The 25,471-nt window shown below is 68.7% G+C and carries 17 protein-coding genes; 8 read left to right on the top strand and 9 right to left on the bottom strand.

Annotation, left to right across the window (positions count from 1 at the left end; genetic code table 11):
• The first annotated feature begins 42 nt into the window (after positions 1-42).
• The gene (locus SRU_RS12750; RefSeq protein ID WP_164923637.1) at positions 43-2,631 is read left to right on the top strand and encodes a zinc-dependent metalloprotease; all 2,589 of its coding nucleotides are present in this window, start codon (positions 43-45) and stop codon (positions 2,629-2,631) included.
• A 236-nt stretch (positions 2,632-2,867) separates the two neighbouring features.
• Positions 2,868-3,239, top strand: a complete 372-nt coding sequence (locus tag SRU_RS12745) for an Hpt domain-containing protein (protein WP_011405144.1) — start codon at positions 2,868-2,870, stop codon at positions 3,237-3,239.
• 4 nt (positions 3,240-3,243) lie between these two features.
• On the opposite strand, the gene thiL is transcribed toward SRU_RS12745, so the two are convergent.
• From thiL to SRU_RS12700, 9 genes are all read right to left on the bottom strand, one after another.
• The gene (gene thiL / locus SRU_RS12740; protein WP_011405143.1) at positions 3,244-4,326 is read right to left on the bottom strand and encodes a thiamine-phosphate kinase; all 1,083 of its coding nucleotides are present in this window, start codon (positions 4,324-4,326) and stop codon (positions 3,244-3,246) included.
• A gap of 148 nt (positions 4,327-4,474) precedes the next feature.
• Complete coding sequence (locus SRU_RS12735) at positions 4,475-5,668, bottom strand: anhydro-N-acetylmuramic acid kinase (protein WP_011405142.1); 1,194 nt, start codon at positions 5,666-5,668, stop codon at positions 4,475-4,477.
• 75 nt (positions 5,669-5,743) lie between these two features.
• Complete coding sequence (locus tag SRU_RS12730) at positions 5,744-6,598, bottom strand: tetratricopeptide repeat protein (protein ID WP_164923636.1); 855 nt, start codon at positions 6,596-6,598, stop codon at positions 5,744-5,746.
• Positions 6,599-6,741: 143 nt separating this feature from the next.
• On the bottom strand, positions 6,742-8,274 hold the full coding sequence (locus SRU_RS12725) for a glycosyltransferase (protein WP_011405140.1): 1,533 nt from the start codon (positions 8,272-8,274) through the stop codon (positions 6,742-6,744).
• Between the two features lie 102 nt (positions 8,275-8,376).
• Positions 8,377-9,921, bottom strand: coding sequence for a hydroxymethylglutaryl-CoA reductase (locus tag SRU_RS12720; protein WP_011405139.1), 1,545 nt, complete (start codon positions 9,919-9,921; stop codon positions 8,377-8,379).
• 185 nt (positions 9,922-10,106) lie between these two features.
• Positions 10,107-11,336, bottom strand: a complete 1,230-nt coding sequence (locus SRU_RS12715; protein ID WP_237701747.1) for an ArsA family ATPase — start codon at positions 11,334-11,336, stop codon at positions 10,107-10,109.
• 38 nt (positions 11,337-11,374) lie between these two features.
• The gene (locus SRU_RS12710) at positions 11,375-12,682 is read right to left on the bottom strand and encodes a bifunctional folylpolyglutamate synthase/dihydrofolate synthase (protein ID WP_011405137.1); all 1,308 of its coding nucleotides are present in this window, start codon (positions 12,680-12,682) and stop codon (positions 11,375-11,377) included.
• A gap of 127 nt (positions 12,683-12,809) precedes the next feature.
• Positions 12,810-13,301 (bottom strand): tRNA (adenosine(37)-N6)-threonylcarbamoyltransferase complex ATPase subunit type 1 TsaE, encoded by a 492-nt coding sequence (tsaE, locus tag SRU_RS12705; RefSeq protein WP_011405136.1) that lies wholly within the window; start codon positions 13,299-13,301, stop codon positions 12,810-12,812.
• A gap of 123 nt (positions 13,302-13,424) precedes the next feature.
• Positions 13,425-14,993 carry a response regulator gene (locus tag SRU_RS12700; protein ID WP_164923635.1) on the bottom strand — a complete coding sequence of 523 codons (1,569 nt, stop codon included), beginning with the start codon at positions 14,991-14,993 and terminating at the stop codon, positions 13,425-13,427.
• A 329-nt stretch (positions 14,994-15,322) separates the two neighbouring features.
• Between SRU_RS12700 and SRU_RS12695 the strand changes: the two genes are divergently transcribed.
• The 6 genes from SRU_RS12695 (at position 15,323) to hflX (ending at position 25,455) form a co-directional block, all read left to right on the top strand.
• On the top strand, positions 15,323-16,168 hold the full coding sequence (locus tag SRU_RS12695) for a hypothetical protein (RefSeq protein ID WP_011405134.1): 846 nt from the start codon (positions 15,323-15,325) through the stop codon (positions 16,166-16,168).
• A 177-nt stretch (positions 16,169-16,345) separates the two neighbouring features.
• Positions 16,346-17,008, top strand: a complete 663-nt coding sequence (locus SRU_RS12690) for a class I SAM-dependent methyltransferase (RefSeq protein WP_011405133.1) — start codon at positions 16,346-16,348, stop codon at positions 17,006-17,008.
• 757 nt (positions 17,009-17,765) lie between these two features.
• Entirely contained in the window at positions 17,766-20,534 is a 2,769-nt protein-coding gene (locus tag SRU_RS12685) for a TonB-dependent receptor (RefSeq protein WP_183959084.1), read from the top strand.
• A 104-nt stretch (positions 20,535-20,638) separates the two neighbouring features.
• Positions 20,639-21,559, top strand: coding sequence for a fasciclin domain-containing protein (locus tag SRU_RS12680; RefSeq protein ID WP_011405131.1), 921 nt, complete (start codon positions 20,639-20,641; stop codon positions 21,557-21,559).
• A gap of 174 nt (positions 21,560-21,733) precedes the next feature.
• Positions 21,734-23,845, top strand: a complete 2,112-nt coding sequence (locus tag SRU_RS12675) for a BatA domain-containing protein (RefSeq protein WP_237701746.1) — start codon at positions 21,734-21,736, stop codon at positions 23,843-23,845.
• A 242-nt stretch (positions 23,846-24,087) separates the two neighbouring features.
• Positions 24,088-25,455 (top strand): GTPase HflX, encoded by a 1,368-nt coding sequence (gene hflX, locus SRU_RS12670; protein ID WP_164923633.1) that lies wholly within the window; start codon positions 24,088-24,090, stop codon positions 25,453-25,455.
• Positions 25,456-25,471: the final 16 nt, after the last annotated feature.

The following is a 25,471-nucleotide window of genomic DNA, read 5'->3' as shown; positions in this document are numbered from 1 at the left end:
CAGCCCCACGTTCCATCCCCGTGCCAACCCGGTTGTGCACCCATGCATTTTGGTTCCCTGCCCGCCTCGCTGCGCTGCTCGTGCGTCGTGCTTCTGGTGCTCGGGGCGGTGGGGCTGACCACGCTTCCCACCCGCGCCCAAGACGCGAAGGACTCCTCCCTTCCGACCATCGCCGAGAAGACCGAGGGGATGACAAAAATGGACGGCTACGTTCCGGTCTACTGGGACGCGACGACGGGCAAACTCTGGCTGGAGATTTCCCGATTCGATACCGAGATGCTCTACGTCAGCTCGCTGCCCACGGGGCTCGGGTCCAATCCCGTCGGGCTCGACCGGGGCCAGCTCGGAACCCAGCGGGTCGTCCGCTTCGAGCGGACGGGGCCGACGGTGCTGCTCGTGACCCCGAACCTCGACTACCGCGCCGCCTCCGACAACGCGTACGAGCGAACCGCGGTGCGGGAGGCGTTCGCGCCGGGCGTCCTGCAGGGCTTCGAGGTGGCGGCCGAGGGGCCTGAGGGGCACGTGCTGGTCGACGCGACCGACTTCGTGGTCCGCGACGCCCACGGGGTGGTCCGTCGCCTGAAAAACACCGGGCAGGGGGCGTACTCGCTCGCGGAGGGACGCAGTGCGCCCGTTCTCGAACACGTAAAGGCCTTTCCCCAGAACACCGAGCTGGAGGCGCGGCTCACCTTCACCACGGACGGCGACCCGGGGGCGTACGTGGAGCGGACGGCGGCCGCGCCCCGCGCCCTCACGCTCCGCGTGCGCCACTCGCTCGTCGAGCTGCCCGACACGACCGGGTACACCCCGCGCCGCTTCGATCCGCGCTCGGGGCTCTTCTACACGGACTACATGGATTTTGCAACGCCCATCGGGAAGTCCATGACGAAGCGGCTCGTCAACCGGCACCGGCTCACCTGTGCGGAGGCGCCCGGCGCGGACGGGCTGTGCCCGCCGGAGGAGCCCATCGTCTACTACCTCGACCCCGGCACGCCCGAGCCGGTGCGCAGCGCCCTGCTCGACGGCGCCCGGTGGTGGGCGGAGGCCTTCGAGGCCGCGGGCTTTGAGGACGCCTACCGGGTCGAGGTGCTGCCGGACAGTGCCGACGCGATGGACGTGCGCTACAACGTGATCCAGTGGGTGCACCGCCGCACGCGGGGGTGGAGCTACGGCGCCTCCGTGACCGACCCGCGGACCGGCGAGATTCTAAAGGGACACGTCACGCTCGGCTCCCAGCGCGTACGGCAGGACTACCTGCTGGCCGAGGGGCTCCTGGCCCCGTACCAGGGCGCCCGTGCCGACGGCTTTCCGCCCGGCGACGACCCGATGCTGGAGATGGCGCTCGCCCGCATTCGGCAGCTGTCGGCGCACGAGGTGGGGCACACGCTGGGCCTCGCCCACAACTTTGCCGCGTCGGTGAATGACCGCGCCTCGGTCATGGACTACCCGGCGCCGCTGGCCCGCGTAGAGGGGGATTCCATATCGCTGAAGGAGGCCTACGACACCGGCGTGGAGCGGTGGGACGTGAAGGCCCTCCAGTACGCCTACGCCCGTCCGGGCCCCAATCAGACGGAGGCCGCGCTGCTCGACAGCCTCGTGCGGGCGGCGGAGCGGGAGGGCCTCCGGTACGTAACGGACGCGGACGCCCGTCCGGCCGGGGCCGCCCACCCGAAGGGCAACCTCTGGGACAACGGGCGCAACATGGTCGACGCCCTCGACCGGGAGATGCGGGTGCGAGACGTGGCCCTCGACCGGTTCGGCGAGGCGGTCGTGAAGCGCGGGGAGCCGCTCGCCCACATGGAGGAGGCGCTCGTGCCCCTCTACCTGCGCCACCGGTACCAGGTCGGCGCCACGGCGAAGCTGATTGGGGGCGAGGTGTACGAGTACGCCGTGCGTGGCGAGTCGGAGGCGCAGGTGTCCGAGCGCGTGCCGGCCCAACGCCAGGCGGCCGCCCTCGACGCCCTGCTGTCCACGATCACGCCCGCGGCGCTGGCCCTGCCGGAGGCCGCCCGGACCCGCATTCCGCCGCGTCCGCCGGGCCATCCGGACACCCGCGAGGTGTTCGAGGGCCGGACGGACCCGACGTTCGACCCCTACGCCCCGGTCGAGGTGGCGGCCACTATGGTGCTCGACGCCCTCACGGCGCCGGAACGGGCCCTGCGCCTCATCGAGCAGCGGGACGCCACCCCCGACCTGCCGGGCCTACAGGGCACCCTCACAACCATTACCGAGGCCGTCTGGAAGGCCGACCCGCCCGCCGACGGGTACCGGGCCGAAGTGCAGCGGACGGTGCAGCAGGTGTGGACGGACGTGCTGCTCGACCGCGCCGACGCGGGGAACGGGGCGCCGGCCGTACGGGCCCGTCTCGAACAGCACCTGCGCACGCTCCGAGACTGGCTCGCGGCCCATCCGGGGGCGATCACGGAGGCAGAGGCCCATCGGACCGCCGTCCGGGCGTCGATCGACCGGTACTTCGACCGGTCCCACGACGCGGCGTCTCCCCCGGCCTCCGTGGCGGCCCCGCCCGGATCCCCCATCGGACAGGCCCCAGGGTACCACCGGCGCCACGCCCAGCGGCAGGCCTGGCTCGATCGGTGGACCCCGCCCGTCTGCTCGCGGCAGAGGCCGTAGGGGCGGGCTCCTCATTTCTTGCATGTTTTTTGCGCACATGAAGGTCCCCGAACGTCTCCCCTCAGAGGCCCTGTGTGCGCGACGAATTGGCGGAGGAAGGGAATATACTCCGCTTTGATCCTCGCCGTCGGGAAAATACGCCCGTCCCGACGGGCCGTGGACGGGACGACCCCGTCTCTTTCCCACCGGGCGCTGATGGAGGCACCCACTGAATTGCTCTAGAGGATTGAAGGCCGATGGCCACCCCTGCTGTTGACCGAGATGCCCTCGTCGAACTCTTGGACGGGAACCCGGACGTCATCGCAACCCTTATCGACTCGTTCCTGGACGATTGCTCGGACTACATGGACGCCATCCGGAACGCGGTTGAGAGCGAAGACGCCGAGGCACTGGAACGGGAGGCCCACGGCCTGAAGGGGGCGACGGGCAGCCTTCGGGCCTCCCCGTCCAGCGAGGCGGCCCAGACGCTCGAGGAGATGGCCCACGCGGGGGACTTTGCGGACGCCGAGGCGGCCCTGGAGACGCTGGAGGCCGAAATTGACCGCCTCAAAGACGAGCTCCGTGCCCTCAGGACGGCGTGTCAGGAAGCCGCCGGACGGGTGGACTGAACGGCTACGCCGGCGGGGCGGTCGCGGACGGGCCGTCGAAGTGGTCGAAGCCCCCGGGCTGAAGCGGGACATTCTCGCCGTGGGCGCGCTGAATCTTGATCGGGTGCTCCGGGTCGTCGGGCTCCACAATCTCGCCCACCACCGTGTACGTCTGTGGGTCGAGGGCGTCGAGCTCGTCTTCCGGAATCGTGAACACCAGCTCGTAGTCCTCCCCGCCGAACAGGGCGTAAATCGTCACGTCCTCCCCGAAGTCGGTGGCCGTGTTGCGGGTCTCCGGGTCGATGGGGAGGGCCGGCTCGTAGAGTTGCGCGCCGAGGTCGCCGGCCTCGCAGATGTGGTGCACCTCGGCGGAGAGGCCGTCCGAGATGTCGATGAGGGCGTGGGGCTGCACCCCGGCGTCCCCCCAATCGCGAACCGTCTTGAGCTGGGCCGGCGGAGCCAGGTGCCGCCGGATGACGTAGGAGTACGGGTCGAGGTCCGGCTCAAAGTCCTCCTCCTGCTCCTGGAGGCGCTCCCGATTGCGCAGCAGCACCTTCAGGCCCGCGTACGAGGAGCCGAGGTCGCCCGTGACGCAGATCTTGTCGCCGACCTGGGCCCCCGTGCGGTAGACCACGTCCTCCTCCGCCGCCGCCCCCACGACCGAGATCGAGAGCGAGAGGCCGTGGGACGCGTTCGTGTCGCCCCCTACGATGTGCATGTCGTAGGCGTCGCAGGCCTGCTTCAGGCCCTCGTAGACCGTGGTAATCATCTCGACGGACACGTTCTGCGGGATGCCGATCGAGACGGTGGCGTAGCGCGGCGACGCGTTCATCGCCACCACGTCGCTCACGTTGACCGAGAGGGCCTTGAAGCCGAGGTGCTCCATCGGCATGAAGGCGCGGTCGAAGTGGACGCCCTCCACGAGGGTATCGGTGGTCATGACGTGCACGCGGTCCTCGTCTGTGCGGTACACGGCCGCGTCGTCGGCGATGCCCGACACGATGGTGTCGTCGGTGGGCTCGCCGAGCGTGTCGCGCAGGAGGGCAATGAGGCCAAACTCACCGATTTCGGCGAGGGCCGTCTGGTCGGACTGCTCCTGGGATTCCATGGGGGCGTTTGGGTTTGGGAAAGGCAACGACTGCCGGCCCTTCTATATTCCGGCGGCGGGGGCATGTTTGTATCCCGGGCGGGAGAGGCGGGCCTTTCGTCGGCTTTTTGCCAAGGCGGCGGGGCGTCCAGGCCCCTCAGCCCGGCCGCTACGGGCCGGGCACGCTCAGAGAGCCGAGAGGGGTGCGCGCCGAGGCCCCCGTCACCGACGGCAGGTTCGTGGGCGTTCCGTTGACGGCCTCGTGGGCGAGGACGGCGAAGCAGAGGGCCTCCTTCGCGTCCGGGGCCACGCCGTAGTCCGACGTGGGGCGGACGGGGATTGGGGTGAAGGCCTCCTCCAGCATCCGCAGGAGGGTGTCGTTGTGCACGCCGCCGCCACTGACGATGAGTTCGTCGATGGCCTGCTCCGGACGCACATACTGCGCGTAGGCCTGGTAGACGGACGCGGCGGTGAGGAGCGTCGCCGTGGCCATCGTGTCCTCGGGGGAGAGGGTGCGCGACTGGGCGGCGCCGAGCAGGCGGTCCACGTAGTCGGGCCCGAAGTCGTTGCGGCCCGTGGACTTCGGCGGCTCGCGGCGAAAGTACTCGCCCTCCAGCAGGTCGGCAAGCAGGTCGTGGTCGGGCGTGCCGGCGTTGGCGTGCCGGCCGTCCGGGTCGTGGGGCGCGTCGAAGAGGCGGGCGGCGAGCGCGTCGATCACCATGTTGGCCGGGCCCGTGTCGAAGGCCCGCACGTCGTCGGGGGCCGCGCCGGCGGGCAGCACCGTCAGGTTGGCGATGCCGCCGAGGTTGAGCAGCCCGCGGGCCTCGTCGGGGGCGGTGAAGGCGACCCGGTCGAAGTACGGCACGAGCGGGGCGCCCTGTCCACCCAGCGCCAGGTCCGCCGCGCGGAAATTGCCGACGACCGGCACGCCCAGCCGCGTCGCGAGGGTCGACGGGTTGCCGAGCTGGAGCGTGGCCCGGACGTCCTTGCCGGCGCAGTCCGCCGGCTCAGGGAGGTGGCACACGGTCTGGCCGTGGGCCCCCACGAGGTCGACGGTCCCGCGGTCCACGTCGGCCTCCGCCGCCACGCGGTCGACGGCCGCCGCGTACGTCTCCGCGAGGCGGGCATCGAGGCGCGTCACGTCCTGGACCGACGACGAGGCCGGATCTGTGTTCGTGCGAATGAGGTCCCGGAGGGCGGTGGGATAGGGGATGTGTACGAACGCCTCGGGGTTCATCGTCAGGTCCGGGCCGCTGCCGTCCAGCTGCACGAGGGCGGCGTCCACGCCGTCGAGCGAGGTGCCAGACATGAGGCCGACGACCGTGCGGCGCGACCGGCGGTGGAGGGCGAGAAGGGCGTCCATTCGGGACGGCGATGGGTGATGAGAAAGCGGGACGCGGGCATCGGGCCTCCACGCGCCACGATGAATGCTCCGACGCTAGGCGTCTTCCCCGGCCTCGTCGGCCTTCCTGCGCATCTCGTCGGCCTTTTCCTGAAACTCGTCGGCCCGGTCGGGCTCCTGCTCGGCCAGTGCGGCGTAGATCCGGGCGGCCTCCTGGTAGTCGTCCTGTCCCTCGTGAATGCGGGCCAGCGTTTCCGAGACGATGTCCTCCGTGTCGTCGTCCGCCGCCATCCCCGCCTCGTCGTCCACGTCTGGGGGCGGGGCGTCGGCGTCGGCCTCCGGCTCGATGCGGGCCGACTGCAGCTCGTTGATGAGGTGGTCAAGGTCGTCGGTGTCGCCCTCGTCTTCGAGCTGTTCGACCTGCTCTTCCGGTGTGGCCGGGGCCTCGTCGGGCGAGGACGGGCGGTCGGACGAGGGGGGCGCGTCGGACAGCCCCGGGCGGGCGCCGCCCTGCCGGGCCTCCCGTTCGGCCTGGCGCCGCAGCTGGGCCAGGCCGGAGTCCGCGTCGTCGGGCGGGTCCTCCGTCCCCTCGGCCGGGGAGGCAGCGTCGTTGGGGGCGGCGTCCGGGTCGGCGTCGGAGGGGGACGAGGTCTTGAGGGACGGGGGAAAGGCAAAGGTGAACGAGGCGCCGTCGTGATCCTCCAGGCGGCGAAGGACCCGCTGGGTGCCCGCCTCGGCGATGGGGCTGTTCGGCATCAGGAAGCGTGCCTCCGCCCAGGACTGCAGGGCCTCCGCCCAGCGTTCCTGGGACTCGTAGGCGTGGGCCAGCAGCACGTGCGCCCCCAGATGCGCCGGCAGGGCCCTGACCGTGTCGTGAAGCGTCGCGATGGCGGCGTCGTAGTCCTCCTGTTCGAGCAGGGCAAGGGGCTCTTGAAGGTCGGGCACAGACATGACGGAGGGCAGGAATGTGCTCGGGACGGAAGAGAGGACAGAGGCAATGAGAGGCGCCCACGGGGGTTCCCGACGCAGGCACGGTTGCAGCGAGCATCCGTGTGCCGCCGGAGGGGGACGTGCCCTGCAGGAGGCCCCTAGGGTCAGGCGGCCGGCGACGAGGCCGGAGCGGAGGCCGTCGGGCCCTGCTGGGCCGTTAGGGCCTGCCGCAGGCTCGACGCGGTCACCAGCGCGAACCCGAGGGCGAACAGCGCCTGAAACGGGACGGCGGCCCACTCGCCGAGGCCGATCACGACGCCGAGGCCCACCGTCGAGTAGACGGCCAGGGCCAGCTCGCCCCATACGATGCGGGGCACCTCGCGGATGGCGTAGCGGCTTTCCCACCAGCCGTCGCCGCCGGCACTCCCCACCTTCGGCGTGCGGATGAACGCGGTGTCGGTGCCCCGGAGGGCCTGCCACACGGCGCTCGTGTTGCTGAGCGAGAGGCCCATGGTGCCGGCCATGAACGGCACGAAGAGGCGGAGGCGCCGTCGCCAGTCGGGGTGCAGGGCGCGCTGGGCGAACAGCTGGGCGAGGAAAAACCCGGCGAACCCGAACAGGCCGAATCCCATGACGGCGAAATAGACCTCCCCGGGCCCGTGCCCGATGCCCTTGAGCAGCAGGAGCGGGGCGTGGGTGAGGGCGGCGAGCAGAATAAACGGGAAGGCGAAGTGGGCGGTGAGGTGGAACGTGCCCTCCAGCTTCACCCGCCACGGCTGGGCCGAGCGCCAGAGGCGGCCCGTCAGCTTGAGGGCCGTTTCGGCGCCGCCCTTCGCCCACCGAAATTGCTGGGCGCGGAGCGCGTTCATGTCGGGCGGCAGCTCGGCCGGCGCCTCCGCGGCGGGGACGTACGTGAGGCGCCACCCCTGCAGTTGGGCGCGGTAGCTGAGGTCGAGGTCTTCGGTGAGCGTGTCGTGGGCCCAGCCGCCCGCGTCCTCGATGCAGGCGCGGCGCCAGACGCCGGCGGTGCCGTTGAAGTTCAGGAAGCAGCCTGCCAGCTCGCGCACCCGCTGCTCGATCGCGAAGTGGGCGTCGAGCCCGAAGGCCTGCACCTTCGTCAGCAGCGAGTCGTCCCGGTTGAGGTGGCCCCAGCGGGCCTGCACCATGCCCAGGTCGGGGGCGTCGAAGAAGCGCGGCACGAGGCGGCGGAGGAACGACGGGCGCGGCACGAAGTCCGCGTCGAAAATCGCGATCAGGTCCCCGCGGGCACGCTGCAGCCCGTTGGCGAGGGCGCCGGCCTTGTAGCCGGTCCGGTCGTCGCGGCGGACGTGCGTGATGTTGACGCCCTCGGCCTGCCAGTGGGCGACGCGCCGGGCCACCCGCTCGGTCGTCGCGTCGGTCGAGTCGTCGAGGACCTGGATGTCGAGCCGGGAGCGGGGGTAGTCGAGCTGGACGCAGGCGTCGATGAGGCGGTGGGCCACTTCGGCCTCGTTGTAGAGGGGCAGCTGCACGGTCACGACGGGCCAGTCGTCGTCCGGCACTGGCAGGTCGTCGGGGTCCGGCACGGGGCCGTCGCGAAGCCTTTCACTGGCGGCGTGGACGAGGGCCAGCCAGAGGAGGTTGCCGCCGTAGGCCGTGAGGACCACGATGGCGACCGCGTAAAGTGCCGGAACGGCGACCTCGAGGGCTGCAAGCATGCGCGTTGATCGTTGGACCGTTGAAGGGTGAACGGGGGCCGCTGGTTACGGAGGCGGGGAATCCACTCGCTCATTGCTGTGCCCCCATGCTCTCGTGCCCGGTTACCGGTTGCGGCCGTAGGTCTCGTGGCTGGAGACCCAGTCGGACGACGAGATGGCGGCGCCCAGCGACAGCTCGCCGGCGAGGGTGGCCGCCGCCACGATCTCGGCAAACTTGTGGACCTTGCCTTTGCCGTAGCACCCCATCACCTCCAGGCACTCGCGCTGGGTGGGGAGGCCCGTGCCCCCGCCGTACGTGGCCACGATAAGGGACGGAATGGTGAGCGAGATGTCGAGATCGCCGTCGTCGGTAATGTCGGTGTAGAGGACGCCCGCCGACGATTCGGAGACGTTGGCCACGTCCTGCCCGGTGGCGATAAAGAGGGCCGTGATGGCGTTGGGCGAGTGGGCGCCGTTGTTGTTGGCGCCGGAGAGGAAGGCCCCGACGGTCGACACGCTCCAGTGGTGGTGCAGGGCCTCGGGCTCCACCCGCATGTGCTGGGCGAGCGTGTCCCGGTCGATGGTGGCCTCGGCCGTCACGCGCTTGCCCCGCGTCCGCATCACGTTAACCTGGGAGGCCTTCTTGTCCGTCGCGAAGTTGGATTCCAGGTAAAAGTGTTCGACTGGGCCCGGGTACTGGTCCATGATCCAGCCGCAGGCGGCGAAGGTGGCGCGCCCCACCATGTTCTGCCCCGCCGCGTCGCCGGTGCGGTAGTTGAAGCGCAGGTACGCGAAGTGGTTCGACAGGTAGTGGTCGATGTAGAGCAGCTCCGCGACGCTGGAGGTCGACTCCGCCTCCGCCCGGATCGCGTCCATGTGGTCGTCCACCCAGTGGGTGAAGTCGCGGGCCGCCCGGGCGTTGTCGAAGATGAAGACCGGGGCGCGCTGCATGCAGTCGCGGGACACGGTCGCCTCGATGCCCCCGCTCAGGTTGCACACCTTAATTCCGCGGTTGTAGGAGGCCACGAGGGTGCCCTCGGACGTGGCGAGGGGGATCAGCACGTCGTCCTGCGCGTGCTCGCCGTGCACCGTGAGCGGCCCGGCAAAACCGAGCGGAATCTGGGCGACGCCGGTGAAGTTTTCGACGTTGCCCTCCGTGACCGCCGGGTCGAACGAATAGTGCGGCACGTGGTCGAGCGAGGTGTCGCCGTAGTCCTCGACGAACTGCTGCCGCTCGTCGATGATGGCCTGGCTGCAGTTGTCGTCCGGGTCGCGGGGAATGCGCTCCAGGGCCTCGTCCTGCTCGGAGATCGAGTCCTCGACGGAAAAGGTGAGCGTGCCGAACGGGTCGGCCCGAAAGGTCAGCTCGAGGTTGTGCGTGCCGCTCTCCAGCGCCGGGCGGTCGGCCCGCAGGTGAAGGGTGCGGCGCAGGGGAAAGTCGAGCGCATCCTCGTCGGAGATCTCGTCGGCCGCGTGGGTCTCGCCCTCGCCCATAAAAAGATGCACCCGCTCCGGCGGCACCGTGTCGCCGTCAATTTTTACGTCGAGGAGGCCGGTGAGTGTGGCATCCTGCAGGCGGTTCTTGAGCGCAAACTCGACGCCCCGGTCGGTATTCTCGAGACTGCCAAACGTGTAGAGCTGCTTCAGAAGGGCGTCGGGCACGGACATGAGAGGTCGAGAGTTCGGACGGAAGCGGCTCGGACGAACGAGACATCGCCCTCAACGGAGAGGGCCCGAACGGGTTCGTGGGGAGGGCGTGGGGGTAAAGAGTGTGGGAGGGAGAGTATGGGGGTGGAAAGTGTGGAGGGGGGAGTGGGGGAAGAGGGACGTGAGCGGGCCCCCTTCGATCGTGTTCAATTCGAAGAGGCTTCGCCATCCGGGGTGAAGCGGACCCGGAGCCATCCCTCCTCCAGGGCGGCGTTCGTCATGTGGTAGTAGTTGAGGAAGTTGGGGAGGATCACGTTGGACCGCTGGTTGGCGACCTGCACGACGAGCTGATCCCCGAGCTGGCGCACGTCGACGTCGGCCTCCGTGGCGAACGCGAGGCGCAGGTTCAGAACGTAGGCGTCCCCGTCCTCCTCCACCGTGAACGTGGGCTCGTCGTAGAACACGTCCGTCGGGTTCCGCTCCGCATACATCGCGTCCCCGATGCGGCCCAGGCGCTCGGCCCCGAACACCTCTTCGCCCAGGTGCGGCACCTGCAGGATGGGAAGGGGGCGGAAGCTCTGCTCAATCTCCTCGAGGTATTCGCGCTGGCTCTCCACGTAGCCCTCGAAGAACGAGTCGGCCGGCACCTCCTCTTCCGGCAGCACGCGGTTCACGACGACGCTGTCCACGCCGTAGCCGTACAGCTGCAGGTACGTGAAGGCCCGCCGCGCCTCCTCAATCACCATCTTTTCGGGGTTCGTCACGAGCCGGATCGAGGTGGTCGACGGGGTGGCGAGCACCTGCTGGACGCGCTCCAGCTTCTCGAAGATCACCTCCAGTTCCTCGTAGCCCTTGTCCAGCGGAATGCCGGTGGCCTTGCGGACGCCGAAGCCGAGCGACTTGACCGCCATCTTCTGGAAGGGAAACGCCTTGGCGAGCCACCACTGGGTGACCTGCGGCAGGGTGAGCAGGGTGAGCGTCTCGCCGGTGGGCGCGCTGTCCACGACGATGAGGTCGTAGTCGGCCTCGCGGAGGGCCTCTTCGAGCCACAGCAGCACCGATCCCTCGTTCATGCCCGGCAGCGCGGCGAGCTCCTCCGCGGCAATCTGGTCGACCCCCTGCCAGCGGAAGACGGTGAGCATCAGCTCCCGCATGTGGCCCCAGTGCTTCTTCATCGAGTAGTAGAGGTCCACCTCCTGGGCGAAGAGGCGGTCGCGCACTTCTCGCGCCTCGGGGCCGAGCTCCTGGTCGAGCGCGTCGGCGAGGCTGTGGGCGGGGTCCGACGAGAGGACGAGGGTTTTGTGGCCCTGCCGGGCCGCGTGCTGGGCCGTGGCGGCGGCGCAGGTGGTCTTGCCGGTGCCCCCCTTTCCCGTAAACAGGAGGATGCGGGGGGCGTCGTCGAAGGGCACGTCGTCGTCGCTGGCGGGAAAGAGCATGGGCGGGGCAAGCGGCAAGGGAGAGCGGGAAGCGACGATCAATCGCGAAACCGGGGCGGCAGCACGTCCACGAGCTTGTGCGAACCGGTGAGCAGCAGCCCGTCCGCGGGGGCCGCGCTCCGCTCGAACGCGTCGAGCGCGTCGGCGAGGGGCCGCGGCTCGCGTGTCGTGACGCCCTGGGCCCGCAGCCGCTGGGCAATCTCGTCGGGCGGGAGGGCGCGCTTCGTGTCGATGGGGATGGGGGTGACGACGGCGTCGTGGGCGGCGAGCAGCCGGGCCGTCTCGTCGAGCTGCTTGCCGCGCACGGCGTTGAGGCACACGTGCAGCGTGCCGCCGCGGTCGGCCACGGTGGGGGCCACGACGTCGAGGGTCGCGGCGATGGCCGGCGGGTTGTGGCCCACGTCGACCACGAGGAGGGGCGCCTCCCGAAGGACATCGAGCCGCCCGTGGAAGCCGGTGTGGCCCCGCACGTCGCCGAGCCCATCGCGCACCGCGGCGTCCGCCGCTGCGTCGTCCGCGTCGGCGAGGACGGTGAGCTCCGCGGCCCGCACGGCCAGGGCGGCGTTGCGCTGCTGGTGGGGGCCGGCGAGCGACAGCGAGAGGCGGTCGTAGTGGCGCACCGGGGTGTCGAGGCTGAATGCGCTCCCGGTCAGGCCCGACCGGTGCGTCGTCCAGGTCGCCTCGTCGTCGAGCCGGTGGAGCGGCGCGTCCTGTGTGGCGGCGACCTCGGCGATGGCGGCCTGCGCCTCGTCCGGGGTCACGGCGCTGAGCGCGGGCGTCTCGGGCTTGATGATGCCGGCCTTTTCGCGGGCGATGGCGTCGAGGGTGTCGCCCAGCATGTCGGTGTGGTCGAGGCCGACGTGCGTGAGGACCGACAGGGCCGGAGCGAGTACGTTCGTCGAGTCGAGCCGCCCGCCCAGGCCCACCTCGATTACCGCCAGGTCCACGTTCTGCTCGGCAAAGTAGCGGAAGGTGAGCGCGACGGCGAGCTCGAAGAAGCTCGGCCGGACGTCTTCGACGAGCGAGCGGTGCTGCCCCAGCGTGTCGGCGAGCCAGTCCGTGGGGGCGGGCGTGCCGTCCACCCGCATCCGCTGGGCGACGTGCGTGAGGTGGGGGGAGGTGTGGAGGCCCGTGCGCAGGCCCGCCGCGGTGGCGATGGCGGCGGTCATCGCGGCGGTTGAGCCCTTCCCGTTCGTCCCGGCCACGTGCACGGCCCGGAGCGCCTCGTGCGGGGTCCCCATCCCGTCGAGCAGGGCCCGCATCCGGTCCAGGCCCGGGGCGAACGCGTCGTCGGCGACGTCGGCGTACTGGGGGCGGTCCAGGAGAAGGTCGAGGGCGTCGGACATCCGCGTTGAGGGTTGACGGGTTGAGGGGAGAGGGTTGAGCGTTCAGCGCTGAGGGTTGAGTGTTCGGCGTTGAGCGTTGCGGGTCGTTGACCTCGGGGTGCTTCCAAGAGAGGGCGCGGTCTGGAGGTTAGCGGTCGTCTTCAGAGGAAGAACTGTCCGGGGCGCCGAGGGTGATGCGGCGTGTCGACGGGGCGACGTGATGGAACTGGAGGGGGACCGTGTCGGCCGGGAGGAGGTCGGCGACCCGACCGGCCCACTCGATGCACGTAAGGCCGTCGCCGTGCACGTACGTCTCGAAGCCGAGCTCCACGAATTCGTCGGGGGTCTGCACGCGGTAGGCGTCGAAGTGGTAGAGCGGCCGGTCGCCGTCGTCGTGGACGGCGAGGATCGTAAAGGTGGGACTGCGGACCTCGGCCGGGGGCAGCCCAAGGCCCTGCGCGACCCCTTTTACGAAGTGGGTTTTGCCCGTCCCCAGGTCGCCGTACAGCGCGACCACGGCGCCCGGGGAAAGCCCCTGCGCGATGCGGGCCCCGAGCGCCATGGTGTCTTCCACCGAGTTGGTCGTTCGGGGGAGGCGGTCCTGGATGGCATTGGTCTCTGTAGGGGGCATGTCGGGCATGAGCCGTGAGGCGCGATGTGTGAGGCATGATGCGTGAGGCGTGCACTGCCTCGGGTGCCCGTCACGCGTTGCGCATCACGCATCAGTGGGCATGCATTTCGACCACGGGCAAAGCGCGGGTCTTCAGGACGATCCCCTCGGCCTGAGCGTCGCGACCGGCAGGATCATTTCCTGCATGGAGGCCCCGCCGTGCTGGAGGGTGTCGCGGTAGAGGTTTTCGTAGTGGTGGAAGTTGGTGGGGTACACGAAGTAGTAGTCCTGCTTGGCCAGGAGGTAGGTCGTGTTCATTCCGTAGCTGGGCAGCCCGAACCGCTCCGGCTCCCGGACGAAGATGGCGTCGTCCTCGTCGCACTTCAGGTTGCTCCCGTACTTGTAGCGGAGGGCCGTGGAGGTCTCGCGGTCGCCGATCACCTTGGTTGACTGCAGGCTGCGCACGGCGCCATGGTCGCTGGTGAGGACGACCGTGCAGTCGGTGTTGGACAGGGCCTGCAGCATGTCGAGGAGCCACGAGTGCTCGAACCAGGTACGCGTGAGGGCCCGGTAGGCTTCTTCGTCGGGGGCGAGCTCCTTCAGCACGTCCGACTCGGAGCGGCTGTGGGCGAGGATGTCGATGAAGTTGACGACGACGGCGCTCAGGTCGTGCTGCGTCAGGTTGGCCGCGTCCTGGGCCAGCTGCTGGCCGTCCTCGCTCGTGATGAGCTTGTCGTAGCGGATGCTCAGGTCGTCGCGGTGGTGCTGGTCGAGCTGGTGGCGGAGCAGGGCGTCCTCGTACTGGTTGCGGCTGTGCTCGCTCTCCTCGCCCGTCTGCCACGCCTTCGGGAAGCGGTCGACGAGGTCGACCGGCAGCATGCCGCCGAAGATGGCGTTGCGGGCGTAGGGGGTGGCCGTGGGCAGAATGCTTATGTAGAAGTCCGTGTCGACGGTGTAGTGGGGCCGGAGCAGCTCGGCAATCTCGAGCCACTGGTCGTACCGCAGGCAGTCGATCACGAAAAAGACGACCGGCTCCTCGCCCGTCTCCGGCAGCACGAACTCGGGCACCACCTCGTGGGACAAAACGGGGCGGTCATTCCCGGGCGCCTCGTCGACGCGGGCCATCCACTCCGGGTAGTGCTCCTCGACGAACCCCCCAAACTCGCGGTTGGCCTCCTCGAACTGGTCCTGAAAAACCTGCCGGGCGCCCTCGTCGTCCGTCAGCTCCAGGTCGTACTCCACGAGGGTTTGGTAGAGGTCGATCCACTCGTGGGGGGAGAGGGCGCCGCGGAGCTTCTGAGAGATCCGATTGAACGACTGCAGGTACTCCTGCGAGAGGGCCTCTTTCCGAATCTGAGACTGCTCCAGCAGCCGCTTGCAGGTGAGGAGGATTTGGCTGGGGTTGACGGGCTTGGTGAGGTAGTCGCTGATCCGGTTGCCGAGGGCCGCCTCCATCAGGTCCTCCTCCTCACTCTTCGTCACGAGCACCACCGGCAGGGTGGGCCGCTCGTCCTTAATCGCGTCGAGCACCTCCAGCCCCTCCATGCCCGGCATCTGCTCGTCGAGCAGCACCACGTCGAAGGGGCGCTGCTGTACCAGGTCGACCGCGTCGGCCCCGTTCGCCACGGTGGAGACATCGTAGTCCTTCTCCTCCAAGAACATCACGTGCGAGCGGAGCAGGTCGATCTCGTCGTCGACCCAGAGAATGTGTGGGATGCTCATGGGGGGAAGGGACGGGTGTCGAGCCCCGACCGAGAGAGGCCGGGCAGGAACGATGATGGGTGGCGCTGGGACCCACGACGCGCAACAGTGCCTTGTACCCGGGTCGTCACGTCGCGTTCGGGGCACGCAACCGCCAATCCGAGAAGGTCCAGTCCGGCGGGTTCGTTCCGCCGTCCCGCCCGGATGGGCCCCATTCGCGAGAACGCCACTGACCGGAATGCCGGCGGGCGGTCGAAGGGGGACCCCAACGTTATGGCGGGGCGGCCCTTCGTGTCTCCCGAGTCCCGAGGCGGGTCGCCGATTCGTCCACGAATGCTCCGTCCGCCGCCATGTCCAAGCCCGAGAACACATTCCAGGAGCTTGCAGGGGTGCCCGTTCACTACGACCGTGCCCCCAGCGCCGGGTACGGGACGCGTGGCATTCCCTACACCTTTCACTGCACCGAGCCGTTCGAGGCGACCCTGCACGCGGCGTTCGAGGCGCTTTGGGCCGCCTGCCCGCTCGGGACGGCGGAGGTCATCACCTCGGCCGGGGCCTACGTGGACAAGAGCGGACTGCACGGGGCGGGCCGGGCGTTCGACATCGACGGCATCTTCTGGCCCGACAAGGCGTTCATTACAAACCAGTACCCGAGCGACCGCCGCTTCTACCTGGCCGTCGAATCGGTGCTCCGCAAGCACCTCGGGACCGTGCTCAACTACAAATTCGACGCGGCCCATCAGGATCACTTTCACGTGTCCGGGCGAGGGGAGCCCGGGTTCGTCCCGGGCCACGAGTCGCGGGTCCTGTACTGGCAGATGGCACTGACCCACCTGTTCGATCGGCCCGTGACGGTGGACGGGCTCACGGGGCCGGAAACCAACGGCGCCTCCCGGGCGCTGCTCCGCGCACTTGACATGGCGAAGGACGACGAGATGAGCACCGCTGGCGCTCTGCACCGGGGCCTCGATCGCGCCTGGGAGGACCTCCTCGACGCGGCGGCGGAGCGGGGCTTTCGGGGCGTGGCGGGCGAGGCGGAGCAGACGCCGCTCCAGCTTCTCGAGGCCCTCTACGCCACCATCGCGGACGAACTGGACGGGCAGGCGAGCCGAAAGGCCGTCGAGAGCGCCGTGACTACGTTCGCCCAGCACCCCGACACCGACGCCTGGCTTGACCAATTCCGCGACGCCCCGTGAGGGGGACGGGGGCGTGCGGTCGAAGAAGACCACCGAGGGGGGCCGGAGCGGGTTCTGTCGTAGCGACATGGGGGGAGGGATGCCCGTGCCGGCCGCCGCGGAGACGAAGCGGGGAACGTTGCCCTCGCCACGTCATGCGGTCAATGCCACTGTACTCACTTCTCCACCCACCCCACGATGTCTACCCAGTCGATCGGCCTCCCGGACGAGCTGCACGAGTATCTCCTGTCCGTGTCCCTGCGTGAACCCGAGGTGATGCAACGCCTCCGGGAAGAGACGGCCGAGCACCCCCGGTCCAACATGCAGATTGCCCCGGAGCAGGGGCAGTTCCTGCAGTTCCTCGTCCAGCTGATTGGGGCCCGCCGCACGATCGAGGTCGGCGTCTTCACCGGCTACAGTGCGCTCGCCGTGGCGTCGGTCCTGCCGCCGACGGGCACCCTCGTCGCCTGCGACGTGAGCGAAGAGTACACGACGGTGGCCCGTCGCTACTGGAAAGAGGCGGGCGTGGCCGACCGCATCGACCTCCGCATCGCCCCCGCCGAGGAGACGCTCGCGGCGCTGATCGACGACGGGCAGGACGGGACCTTCGACTTCTCGTTCATCGACGCGGACAAGGAGGGCTACGACACCTACTACGAACAGTCGCTCCGGCTGCTGCGGCCCGGCGGGGTCATTGCGCTTGACAACGTGTTTCGCAGCGGGCGGGTCGCCGACCCGGACGTGGAGGACGAGAGCGTGCGGGACATTCAGCGCCTCAACGAGAAGATTCACGACGACGAGCGCGTGGACCTGAGCATGCTCCCACTGGCCGACGGCGTGACCCTCGCGATGAAGCGGTGACGGCCTACGAGAGGCACGACGAGGGCCGGTTTGCACCTCCCGATCCCTGGGGCCCGCGTGCCAACCGGTGCCGGAGGGGCCGGGATGCCCGAGGCCTTCGGGGCGGATCTTCCGGGAGTGCGCCCGTCAGACAGGCCGGTAAGGCCGGCGGGGTGAAAGACGGGCATGCGGCGGAGGGGAGCTGTCCCAGGCCGCCCCGGCACGAGCACACCTGTGCCGCGTCCGGCTGCCCCTGACTTCGAGGCATGAGGCCCCGGCGACGCGTCCTGTCATCGCCGCGTCGAGCGGCAATTCCGTGCCGGCGTGGACGCTCTTGGTCCCGGCCGCGCCATGGCTGAGGCCCAGGCCCCTGTGTCCGCAATGCCGAGCCGACCGGCATGGCCCGCTACGAGACCCACCGTCCCATCGGGCCTTCGGCCAGTGCAGATGCCGTCCGTTCATTGGGGTCGGTGTGGGGGCCAGCGCGGCGGCCCTTCCGAGACACGAGCCCACCCAATCGATCGGCGGCATTGGGGACGTTCCACCAGGCGGACGGGCGCGGGAAGGCCCAGAACGTGCCTTTCTTGTAAGTTCATAGAGTATGGGGTTATATTGTCTTTACAGAGCCGTCGAAGCGTTTCCAAAACATTGACAGTGATGGTTCCCGGAATTATGTATTGCGGGTACTTCTGGTAAACACTTTATCAAAAGCTCCTTCCCTTGGGTTGTGTCAAGGAAGATCTCCCGTCTGTTATTTCCGAAGCTCCCTCGTCCAGCTATGATGCCACGCTACGCTTCGACCCTTTTGCTTGCTGGCCTCACATGGGGGCTCGCCGCGGTGGGGGCGGCGCCGGCCCAGCAGGCCGCTACGCTCACCGGAACCGTTGAGGACGCGAACGGGGCACCCCTGCCAGGGGCCAACGTCGTCCTCCTGGATTCCGACTACGGCACGGCGGCGGGCGCTGACGGGTCCTACAGCATCACAGGCATCGATCCGGGGACGTACGCCCTCCGTGTGACGTTTGTCGGATACGAGACAATCGAAGGGGAAATTCGCTTCGAGCCCGGCGAAGAGGCCACGCGAACCTTTGCCCTTGAGCGCGCCCCCTTGCAAGGAGAGGGCGTAACGGTTACCGTCGGGTCCCGGGCCCGCGACATGGCCGCCGAAGACATGGCGGTGCCCGTGGATGTGTACGGGACGGAAGAGATCCAAACGTCTGGGGCCTTCGAGACCGGGCGGATTCTTCAGCAGAGTGCGCCGTCGGTCAACTTTCCACAGAACACGCTCTCCGACGGGATGGACGCCCTCCGTTCGTTCACGCTCCGTGGCCTGAGTCCGGACCAGACGCTGGTGCTCGTAAACGGCAAGCGCCGACACAAGTCGGCCCTCGTCAACCGGCTCGGGGCCGGGGTGTCGGGCGGGTCGAGTCCGATTGACCTGAACGCGATCCCGGCCAACGCCATCGAGCGAATTGAGGTGCTCCGGGACGGGGCGTCCTCGCAGTACGGATCCGACGCCATCGCGGGCGTGGCGAATCTGCGCCTCAAAGATGAGCCCCTCGATCCGACGATCGAGACCCGCATCGGGGGGTACGCCACGGAGCCCTACCCCAATGACGGCACCACCTACAGCGTTCGTCCGTCCTTCGGCGTGGAGCTGGGCGACGACGGTGGATTCCTCAACTTCTTTGGCGAGTATCGGCTGCGCACGCCGACCAACCGGGCCGGCCCGGCGAACTTCAATCTGGGACCGGCCGGCCAGGCGGGGGATGAAATTGCGGACCCGGACGGCGACGGGTTGTTCGACATCGTCGACAAGAACAATTCGGTGGAGCAGCCGGCCTTCCACTGGGGCGATGGGCGTTCGGAGAACCTGCTATTCTGGGCGAACGGGGCGTACCCCGTTGCCAACGTCAACGCGGAGCAGCCCACCGAAGTCTACGCGTTCGGGGGCTACAGCTACCGGAAGGGGAAGGGGCAGGGCTTCTACCGCGAAGGCACCGACGACGGCAACTGGCCCCAGGTGCACCCGGAGGGCTTCCTCCCGAACTTTGAGAACCCGATCAACGACGGCTCGGTGGTCGTCGGGCTCCGGGGGATGCTCGACGAGTGGAACTACGACCTGAGTGCCCAGACGGGCTTCAACTACTTCCAGTACAACATCACGAACTCCCTGAATGCCAGCTACGGCCCCTCACAGGAAGGGAACCAGACCGACTTCTACGCGGGGGCCGTGCAGCTCCAGCAGACGGTCGTACAGCTGGACGTAGACCGCGGCCTGGAGGTCGGCCTTGCCTCGCCCCTGAACGTGGCGGCCGGCGCCCTCTTCCGAGCGGACAACTACCAGTTGAAGGCCGGGGAAGAGGCCTCCTGGGCGGGCTTCGAAAATCCCCCCTGGGGCATCAACCAGAACGGCGGCACGCCCGCGCCGGGGGCACAGGTCTTCCCGGGCTTCCGGCCGGAGCAGGAGGTCGACGAGACGCGAACGAACATTGGGACATACGTGGACCTGCAGGCGGACCTCATCGATCCGCTTCAGGTGAACATCGCGGGCCGATTCGAGAACTACAGCGACTTCGGCTCGACCGTCAACGGAAAGGTTGCGCTGCGCTTCGAGCCGGTTTCGCAGCTCGCCTTCCGCGGGACGGCGCAGACGGGCTACCGCGCCCCGAACCAGGCGCAGAAGTTCTTCTCGAAGGTCTCCACGACGTTCATCGACAATCAGCCTGTGCAGACCGGAATCTTCCGCATCAACAGTGATGTGGGGAACGCACTGGGCATTCCGGACCTCGAAGAAGAGCGCTCGGTCAACTTCAGCGGCGGGGTCATCATCGAGCCCGTCGAGCGGTTTCAGGTGTCGGTCGACTACTTCAACATTCAGATTGACGACCGGATCACGCTCTCCGGCGATCTTGGGGAGCCGGGGTCGCCGGGAGAAGAAGCCATCAAAGACGTTCTCAGCGCCAACAACACGGGGGCGTCGACCGCCAGCTTCTTCTCGAACGCCATCGACACAAAGACCGAGGGCGTCGACGTGACCTCCAAGTTCTCGGCACTCCTCGCGGATGGGATTCAGCTGCAGCTCCGCGGTGCGTTCAACTGGACGGACACCGAGATCACGGGCGGCCCGCGCAACCCGACGACGCTGGACGAGGACTTCAGTACAGTGATCCTCGCTCCGGACGACCAACGGTCATTAACGGAAGGCGCACTGCCCGAAACGACGACGAAACTGACCGCGTCCCTCACGGCCGGTCCGGTGGACCTGACGCTCCGCGGGGCCCGCTACGGCGAGCTCCTGAACGCGGATAACGACGCCGACGACCAGTTCACGCTCGATCCGGAGTACGTCTTCGGCGGCGAGCTCGGGTACAGCATGTTCGACGACCAGGTGAATCTCGCCGTTGGGGCCCGGAACCTGTTCGACAACTACCCGGACCTGGATCCAAACAAGGGCACCTTCGACATCATCCTGCCCTACAACCGGGCCCACCCGATGGGCTTCAACGGCCGCTTCGTGTACAGCCGGCTCACAATCTCCCTCTAGCAATCTTCTCCTAACGGAGACGGCGGGGCAGAGGGGCCTACCCCCCGGCCCCGTCGCCGCGCCGGCCCGACCCCCTCACTCCAAACCGATCACCTTTCCTCCATATGATTGATCTCGCTACGTCCCTTCGCCGATGGGGCCGCCTCGGCCTCGGTCTTTTTGCCCTTGTCCTCGTCACGACAGGGTGTGACGCTTTTATCGACCAGGACCAAAGCGACTCCGCGCCTTCATCCCCTACGATTGCGGGCTACGTCCAGGAGGTGCCGGCATTGAGTGCGCTTGAGGGAGCCGTGGCCGAGGCTGGGCTCGTCGAGACCCTGGACACGGGCGGTCCATTCACCGTATTTGCTCCTACGAACGACGCCATCTCACCGGCCATTGACCCCTCGCTCAATCGGCAGGTCGCCGGGAAGGTTGTTCAGCACCACGTCGTGAATGGAGAGGCCACCTCCGACCAACTCAGCGATGGACAGACGGTGTCACCGCGTGCTGGGGATGACCTCACGATCGGGGTGGGCGAGAATGTGACGGTGAACCGGGCGACGGTCACGAACCCCGATGCGAATGCGCAGAATGGAGTCGTGCATGTTGTGGATGAACTGCTGGCCGATGCGGTGGATCGGGCCACCCTGACCCCGCGGTTTACATTGTTTGCGCGGTTGGTGAAGGAGGCCGACCTCGCGGGTGCCCTCCGAGGGCCTGGGGCCAACGACGGACGAACGATCTTCGCGCCGACGAACGAGGCTTTGCTGGCCGCCCTCGACAACGACGACAGCGGAGAGGTGGAGTCGGACGAGATTCCCCCGGACGCCGGCGACATTCTACAGTACCACGTGCTCGACAGCGTCTTCCTTGCCGGAGACGTGCCGACCTCGGCCACGGACGTACCGACGCTGGAGGGCACGGACGTGACAGTTCAGCGCTCGAATGGGACGGTTACCGTCAATGGAAATGAAGTGTCCGTTCCCAACGTGGAGGTCGACAATGGCGTCATCCATGGCATCGACGCGGTCCTCATGCCGTAGCTTCAGCCTCAGGATGGCGCCTTTTCTGGAAAGGGTCTCTGGGTGTTTGCGCCGGGTCGGCCATCGAAGGCGGCCCGGCGTGTCTACGTGAAGAGACGGTGGAACGCCGGGCCCAGATGGGCGGTAGCAGCCGGCCCCAGCCGCGTCGTTGCTCGTGCCCAACGGTCCCTGCCCGTGTCGTTCCTCAACCCCTTTGCGCTCCTGGCGATGGCGGCGGTGGCGGTGCCGCTGTTCCTGCACTTCTTCAACCTGCGCCAGCCGCGCACCGTCGAGTTTAGCTCGCTGGCGTTCGTGAAGGAGCTGAAGGAGTCGGCGGTGCAGCGGGTCCGCATCAAGGAGTGGCTGCTGCTGGCCCTCCGCATGCTGGCCATCGCGTCCCTCGTGATGGCGTTTGCCCAGCCCACGCTCACGAGCACGATTGGGGGCATGGGGGCGTCGGCGCCCACCGCCCACGCGGTCGTCGTCGACAACTCGCTCTCGATGGCGGCGGACGGGCCGGGCGGGGCGTACTTCGACCAGGCCATCCAGAAGGCCCAGGGCGTGCTGGGGACGGTGGAGGAGGACGACGAGGTCCTCCTCTGGCCGACGGCCCGGAGCGGCGCGCGGCCCCCGGAGCCCATGGCGAACACGGGCGTGGCGCGGCAGTCGCTCGCGGAGCTGGCGCCGCAGGCCGGAGCGCGGCCGCTCGCGCAGGCAGTGGGCCGGGCGGCCGAGGCGGCCGACGAGGCGGACGCGCCGCAGGCCGTCGTCTACGTGGTGAGCGACCTGCAGGCCAGCACCCTCGGCGACTCGGTTGCGACGAACGTGCCCGACGGCGTCCAGGTGCAGCTGCTCCCCGTCGAGACGCGGGCGCAGTCCAACATCGGCGTCTCGGACGTGACCGTCACGAGTCGCATCGCCGAGGTCGACCAGCCGGTGCAGCTGGAGGCGACCCTCACCAACCACGGGCCGGACCCGCTCTCCGACTACGTGGCGAGCGTCTACCTGGCGGGCGACCGGGTGGCCCAGGCCACGACGACGCTGGAGCCGGGCCTGGAAAAGACGGTCTCGTTTACGGTCACGCCCCAGACACGGGGCTGGCTGGACGGGGCGGTGGTGACGGAGGACGACGACCTCCCGGTCGACGACCGGCACCACTTTTCACTGCACGTGCCGGAGGAACGGCGCGTGCTACTGGTGCGGGGGGAGGGACAGGACACGCGCTACCTCGACCTCGCCCTCTCGTCCGAGATGGTGGCGGACCGAATTGCCTTCCGCACCACCGCCATCGACGAGCGCGACCTGGCCTCCGCCGAGCTTGGCCGCTACGACGCGGTGCTCCTCGCGGGGCCCCGGTCCCTGTCGAGCGGAGAGGTCGACGCCCTCGCCCGCTTCGTCGACCGCGGGGGCGGCCTGCTCCTCTTTCCCACCGCCCAGGCCCGCCCGGACGACTACAACGCCCTGTTCGGGGCGCTCGATGCCGGATCGTTGCGGGGCTTTAGCGGCGCCTTGTCGGGCGAGCAGACGGTCGCCTCGTTTGGTCGGGTGGACCTGCAGCATCCGCTTTTTGAGGGCGTCTTTCAGGAGCGGCGCCGGGAGGAGGCGTCCGTGGAGCAGCCGGACCTCTACTACGTCATGAACTTTCGCCCGTCGGGCCAGGCGGGGCAGACCCTCATTGAGCTGTCCAACGGCCGTCCATTTTTGCACGAGGTACGTCACGGAAGCGGGCGGTTGCTGCTGTCGGCCGTGGCGCCCACCCAGGCGTGGAGCGACCTGCCCGTCCGCGGCCTCTTCGTGCCGCTTCTCTACCGGTCGGTCTACTACCTCTCCGCCACCACGTCCGTGGCGGGGGAGCAGCTGGTGGCCGGGCGGCCGGCCGAGCTGCGCGTGACCGGCGTCCCCCCGGTGGCATCGGTCCGCCTCCACGGCCCCGACGGCATCGAGGTTGCGCCCGAGCAGCGCACCCTCTTCGGGGCGACCCTCGTGCAGGTGGGGGGCACGCTGACCACGCCCGGCCTCTACGACGTGCAGGCCGGCTCGACGCGGGTCCGGCGGGTGGCGGTGAACGTCCCCCCGGCCGAATCGAACCTCCAGGCGGCGGCCCCGGAAGAGGCCTCGGAACGGCTGGGGACCGCGACGGGGGCGCCGGTGCGGGCGGTGGCCGCGGCGGAGACCGAGGACCTCAAAGAGACCCTCCGCACCCGGCGGGCGGGCACGGAGCTCTGGAACGTGTTTTTGCTCCTGGCACTCGTCTTCCTCGCGGCGGAGATGCTCGTCGCCAGCCAGTGGGCCCCGGAGACGACGTAATCCTGGCTCCGGCGCACCGCTGGCGGGGCCGTTCGGGGCCCCTCGTCCGGGCCCTCTTCGTCCGGTTCCCCACTGGGGGCGGCGGGTCAAGAAAATTGTGTTCTCCCTGTGGGCTGCGTGCAACAAGCGGGCGCACGGACAGGTACAACTGTATGGAATTTGGTTGAACCAACGGCCCGCACGCTTGGCCGTCGCCAACTCCACTCGCACGTTCTTCCCTCGAAAAAGCCGCTTCCGCCGCGTTGTTTACCCCTGAGCACAAGACCGAAGACGCCGAAACGGCCATCATCGTCGGGGTCATCACGCCCCAGGAGTCGCGCTGGGAAGTGCGCGATCACCTCAACGAGTTGGAGCACCTCGCCCGCACGGCCGGGGCCGACGTCACCGACCGGCTGACGCAGTCGCTCAACAGCCCGAGCCCGGCCACCTTCATCGGCTCCGGAAAGGTGAAGGAACTGGCGCGCCTCACGAAAGAGCGGGACTCGGACCTCGTCATCTCCGACGACGAGCTGTCGCCCGTCCAGGTTAAGAACATCGAAAAGAAGATTGACTGCAAGCTGCTCGACCGGACGGGGCTTATCCTCGACATTTTTGCCAGTCGGGCGCAGACGCGAGCGGCCAAGACGCAGGTGGAGCTCGCGCAGCTCGGCTACCTCCGCTCCCGCCTCACGCGGCGCTGGACCCACCTCTCGCGGCAGGAAGGCGGGATCGGCACGAAGGGGCCCGGCGAGAAGCAGATTGAGATGGACCGCCGCATCATCGACAAGCGCATGGCGAAGCTGCGCGAGAAGCTCGACGAGATCGATCGGCAGCGCACGACCCAGCGCAAGGGCCGCGAGGGATACACCACCGCCTCGCTCGTCGGCTACACGAACGCGGGCAAGTCCACCCTTCTCAACGCCCTGGCCGACGAGGACCTCGAGGCCGAAGACCGCCTCTTCGCCACGCTCGACGCGACCACCCGCACCGTGGAGCTGGACTCGAACAAGGAGGTCCTGATGTCCGACACCGTCGGGTTCATCCGGAAGCTGCCCCACCGCCTCATCGAGAGCTTCAGAAGCACCCTCGACGAGGTGCGCGAGAGCGACGTGCTCATCCACGTGGTGGACGTGACGCACCCGAACTACGAGGAGCAGATGCGGGTGGTGGCCGAGACCCTGGGCGAGCTGGAGGCCCGCGACAAGCCGACCCTCGTGGTGTTCAATAAGATCGACGCGATGGAGGACCGGACGTTGCTCCGCCGCCTCCGGCGCAACCACCCGGACGCGGTGTTCGCGTCCGCCCTTCGCGGCATCGGCCTGGAGACGCTGAAAGAAGACCTCCTTGACCTCATCGAGCAGGACTACGTGGAGCGGGTGGCGTACATTCCGGTGAGCGAGCCGGAGGTCATCGCGCAGGTGCACCGGCTCGGCGATGTCATCGAGGAGAGCTACGAGTACGCCGAGAATGGGGGGCTGGAATCGTTGAACGGAGAGGTGGAGGGGGCCCAGGCCGTGGCGCGCATCCACTTCCGTGCCGCCCCGCGCAACGACGCCCGCCTCCAGGAGGCCCTGGATCCCCGCGGGGCGCTCCGGCCGGCCGAGACCGAAGAGCCGGTCCTGAATGCCTGATCGGCCGAGATGAATT

The organism is Salinibacter ruber DSM 13855, from assembly GCF_000013045.1.
Lineage (GTDB): Bacteria > Bacteroidota > Rhodothermia > Rhodothermales > Salinibacteraceae > Salinibacter > Salinibacter ruber.
The sequence above is the reverse complement of the archived record's forward strand: the minus strand, read 5'-3'. Positions and strand labels throughout refer to the sequence as shown.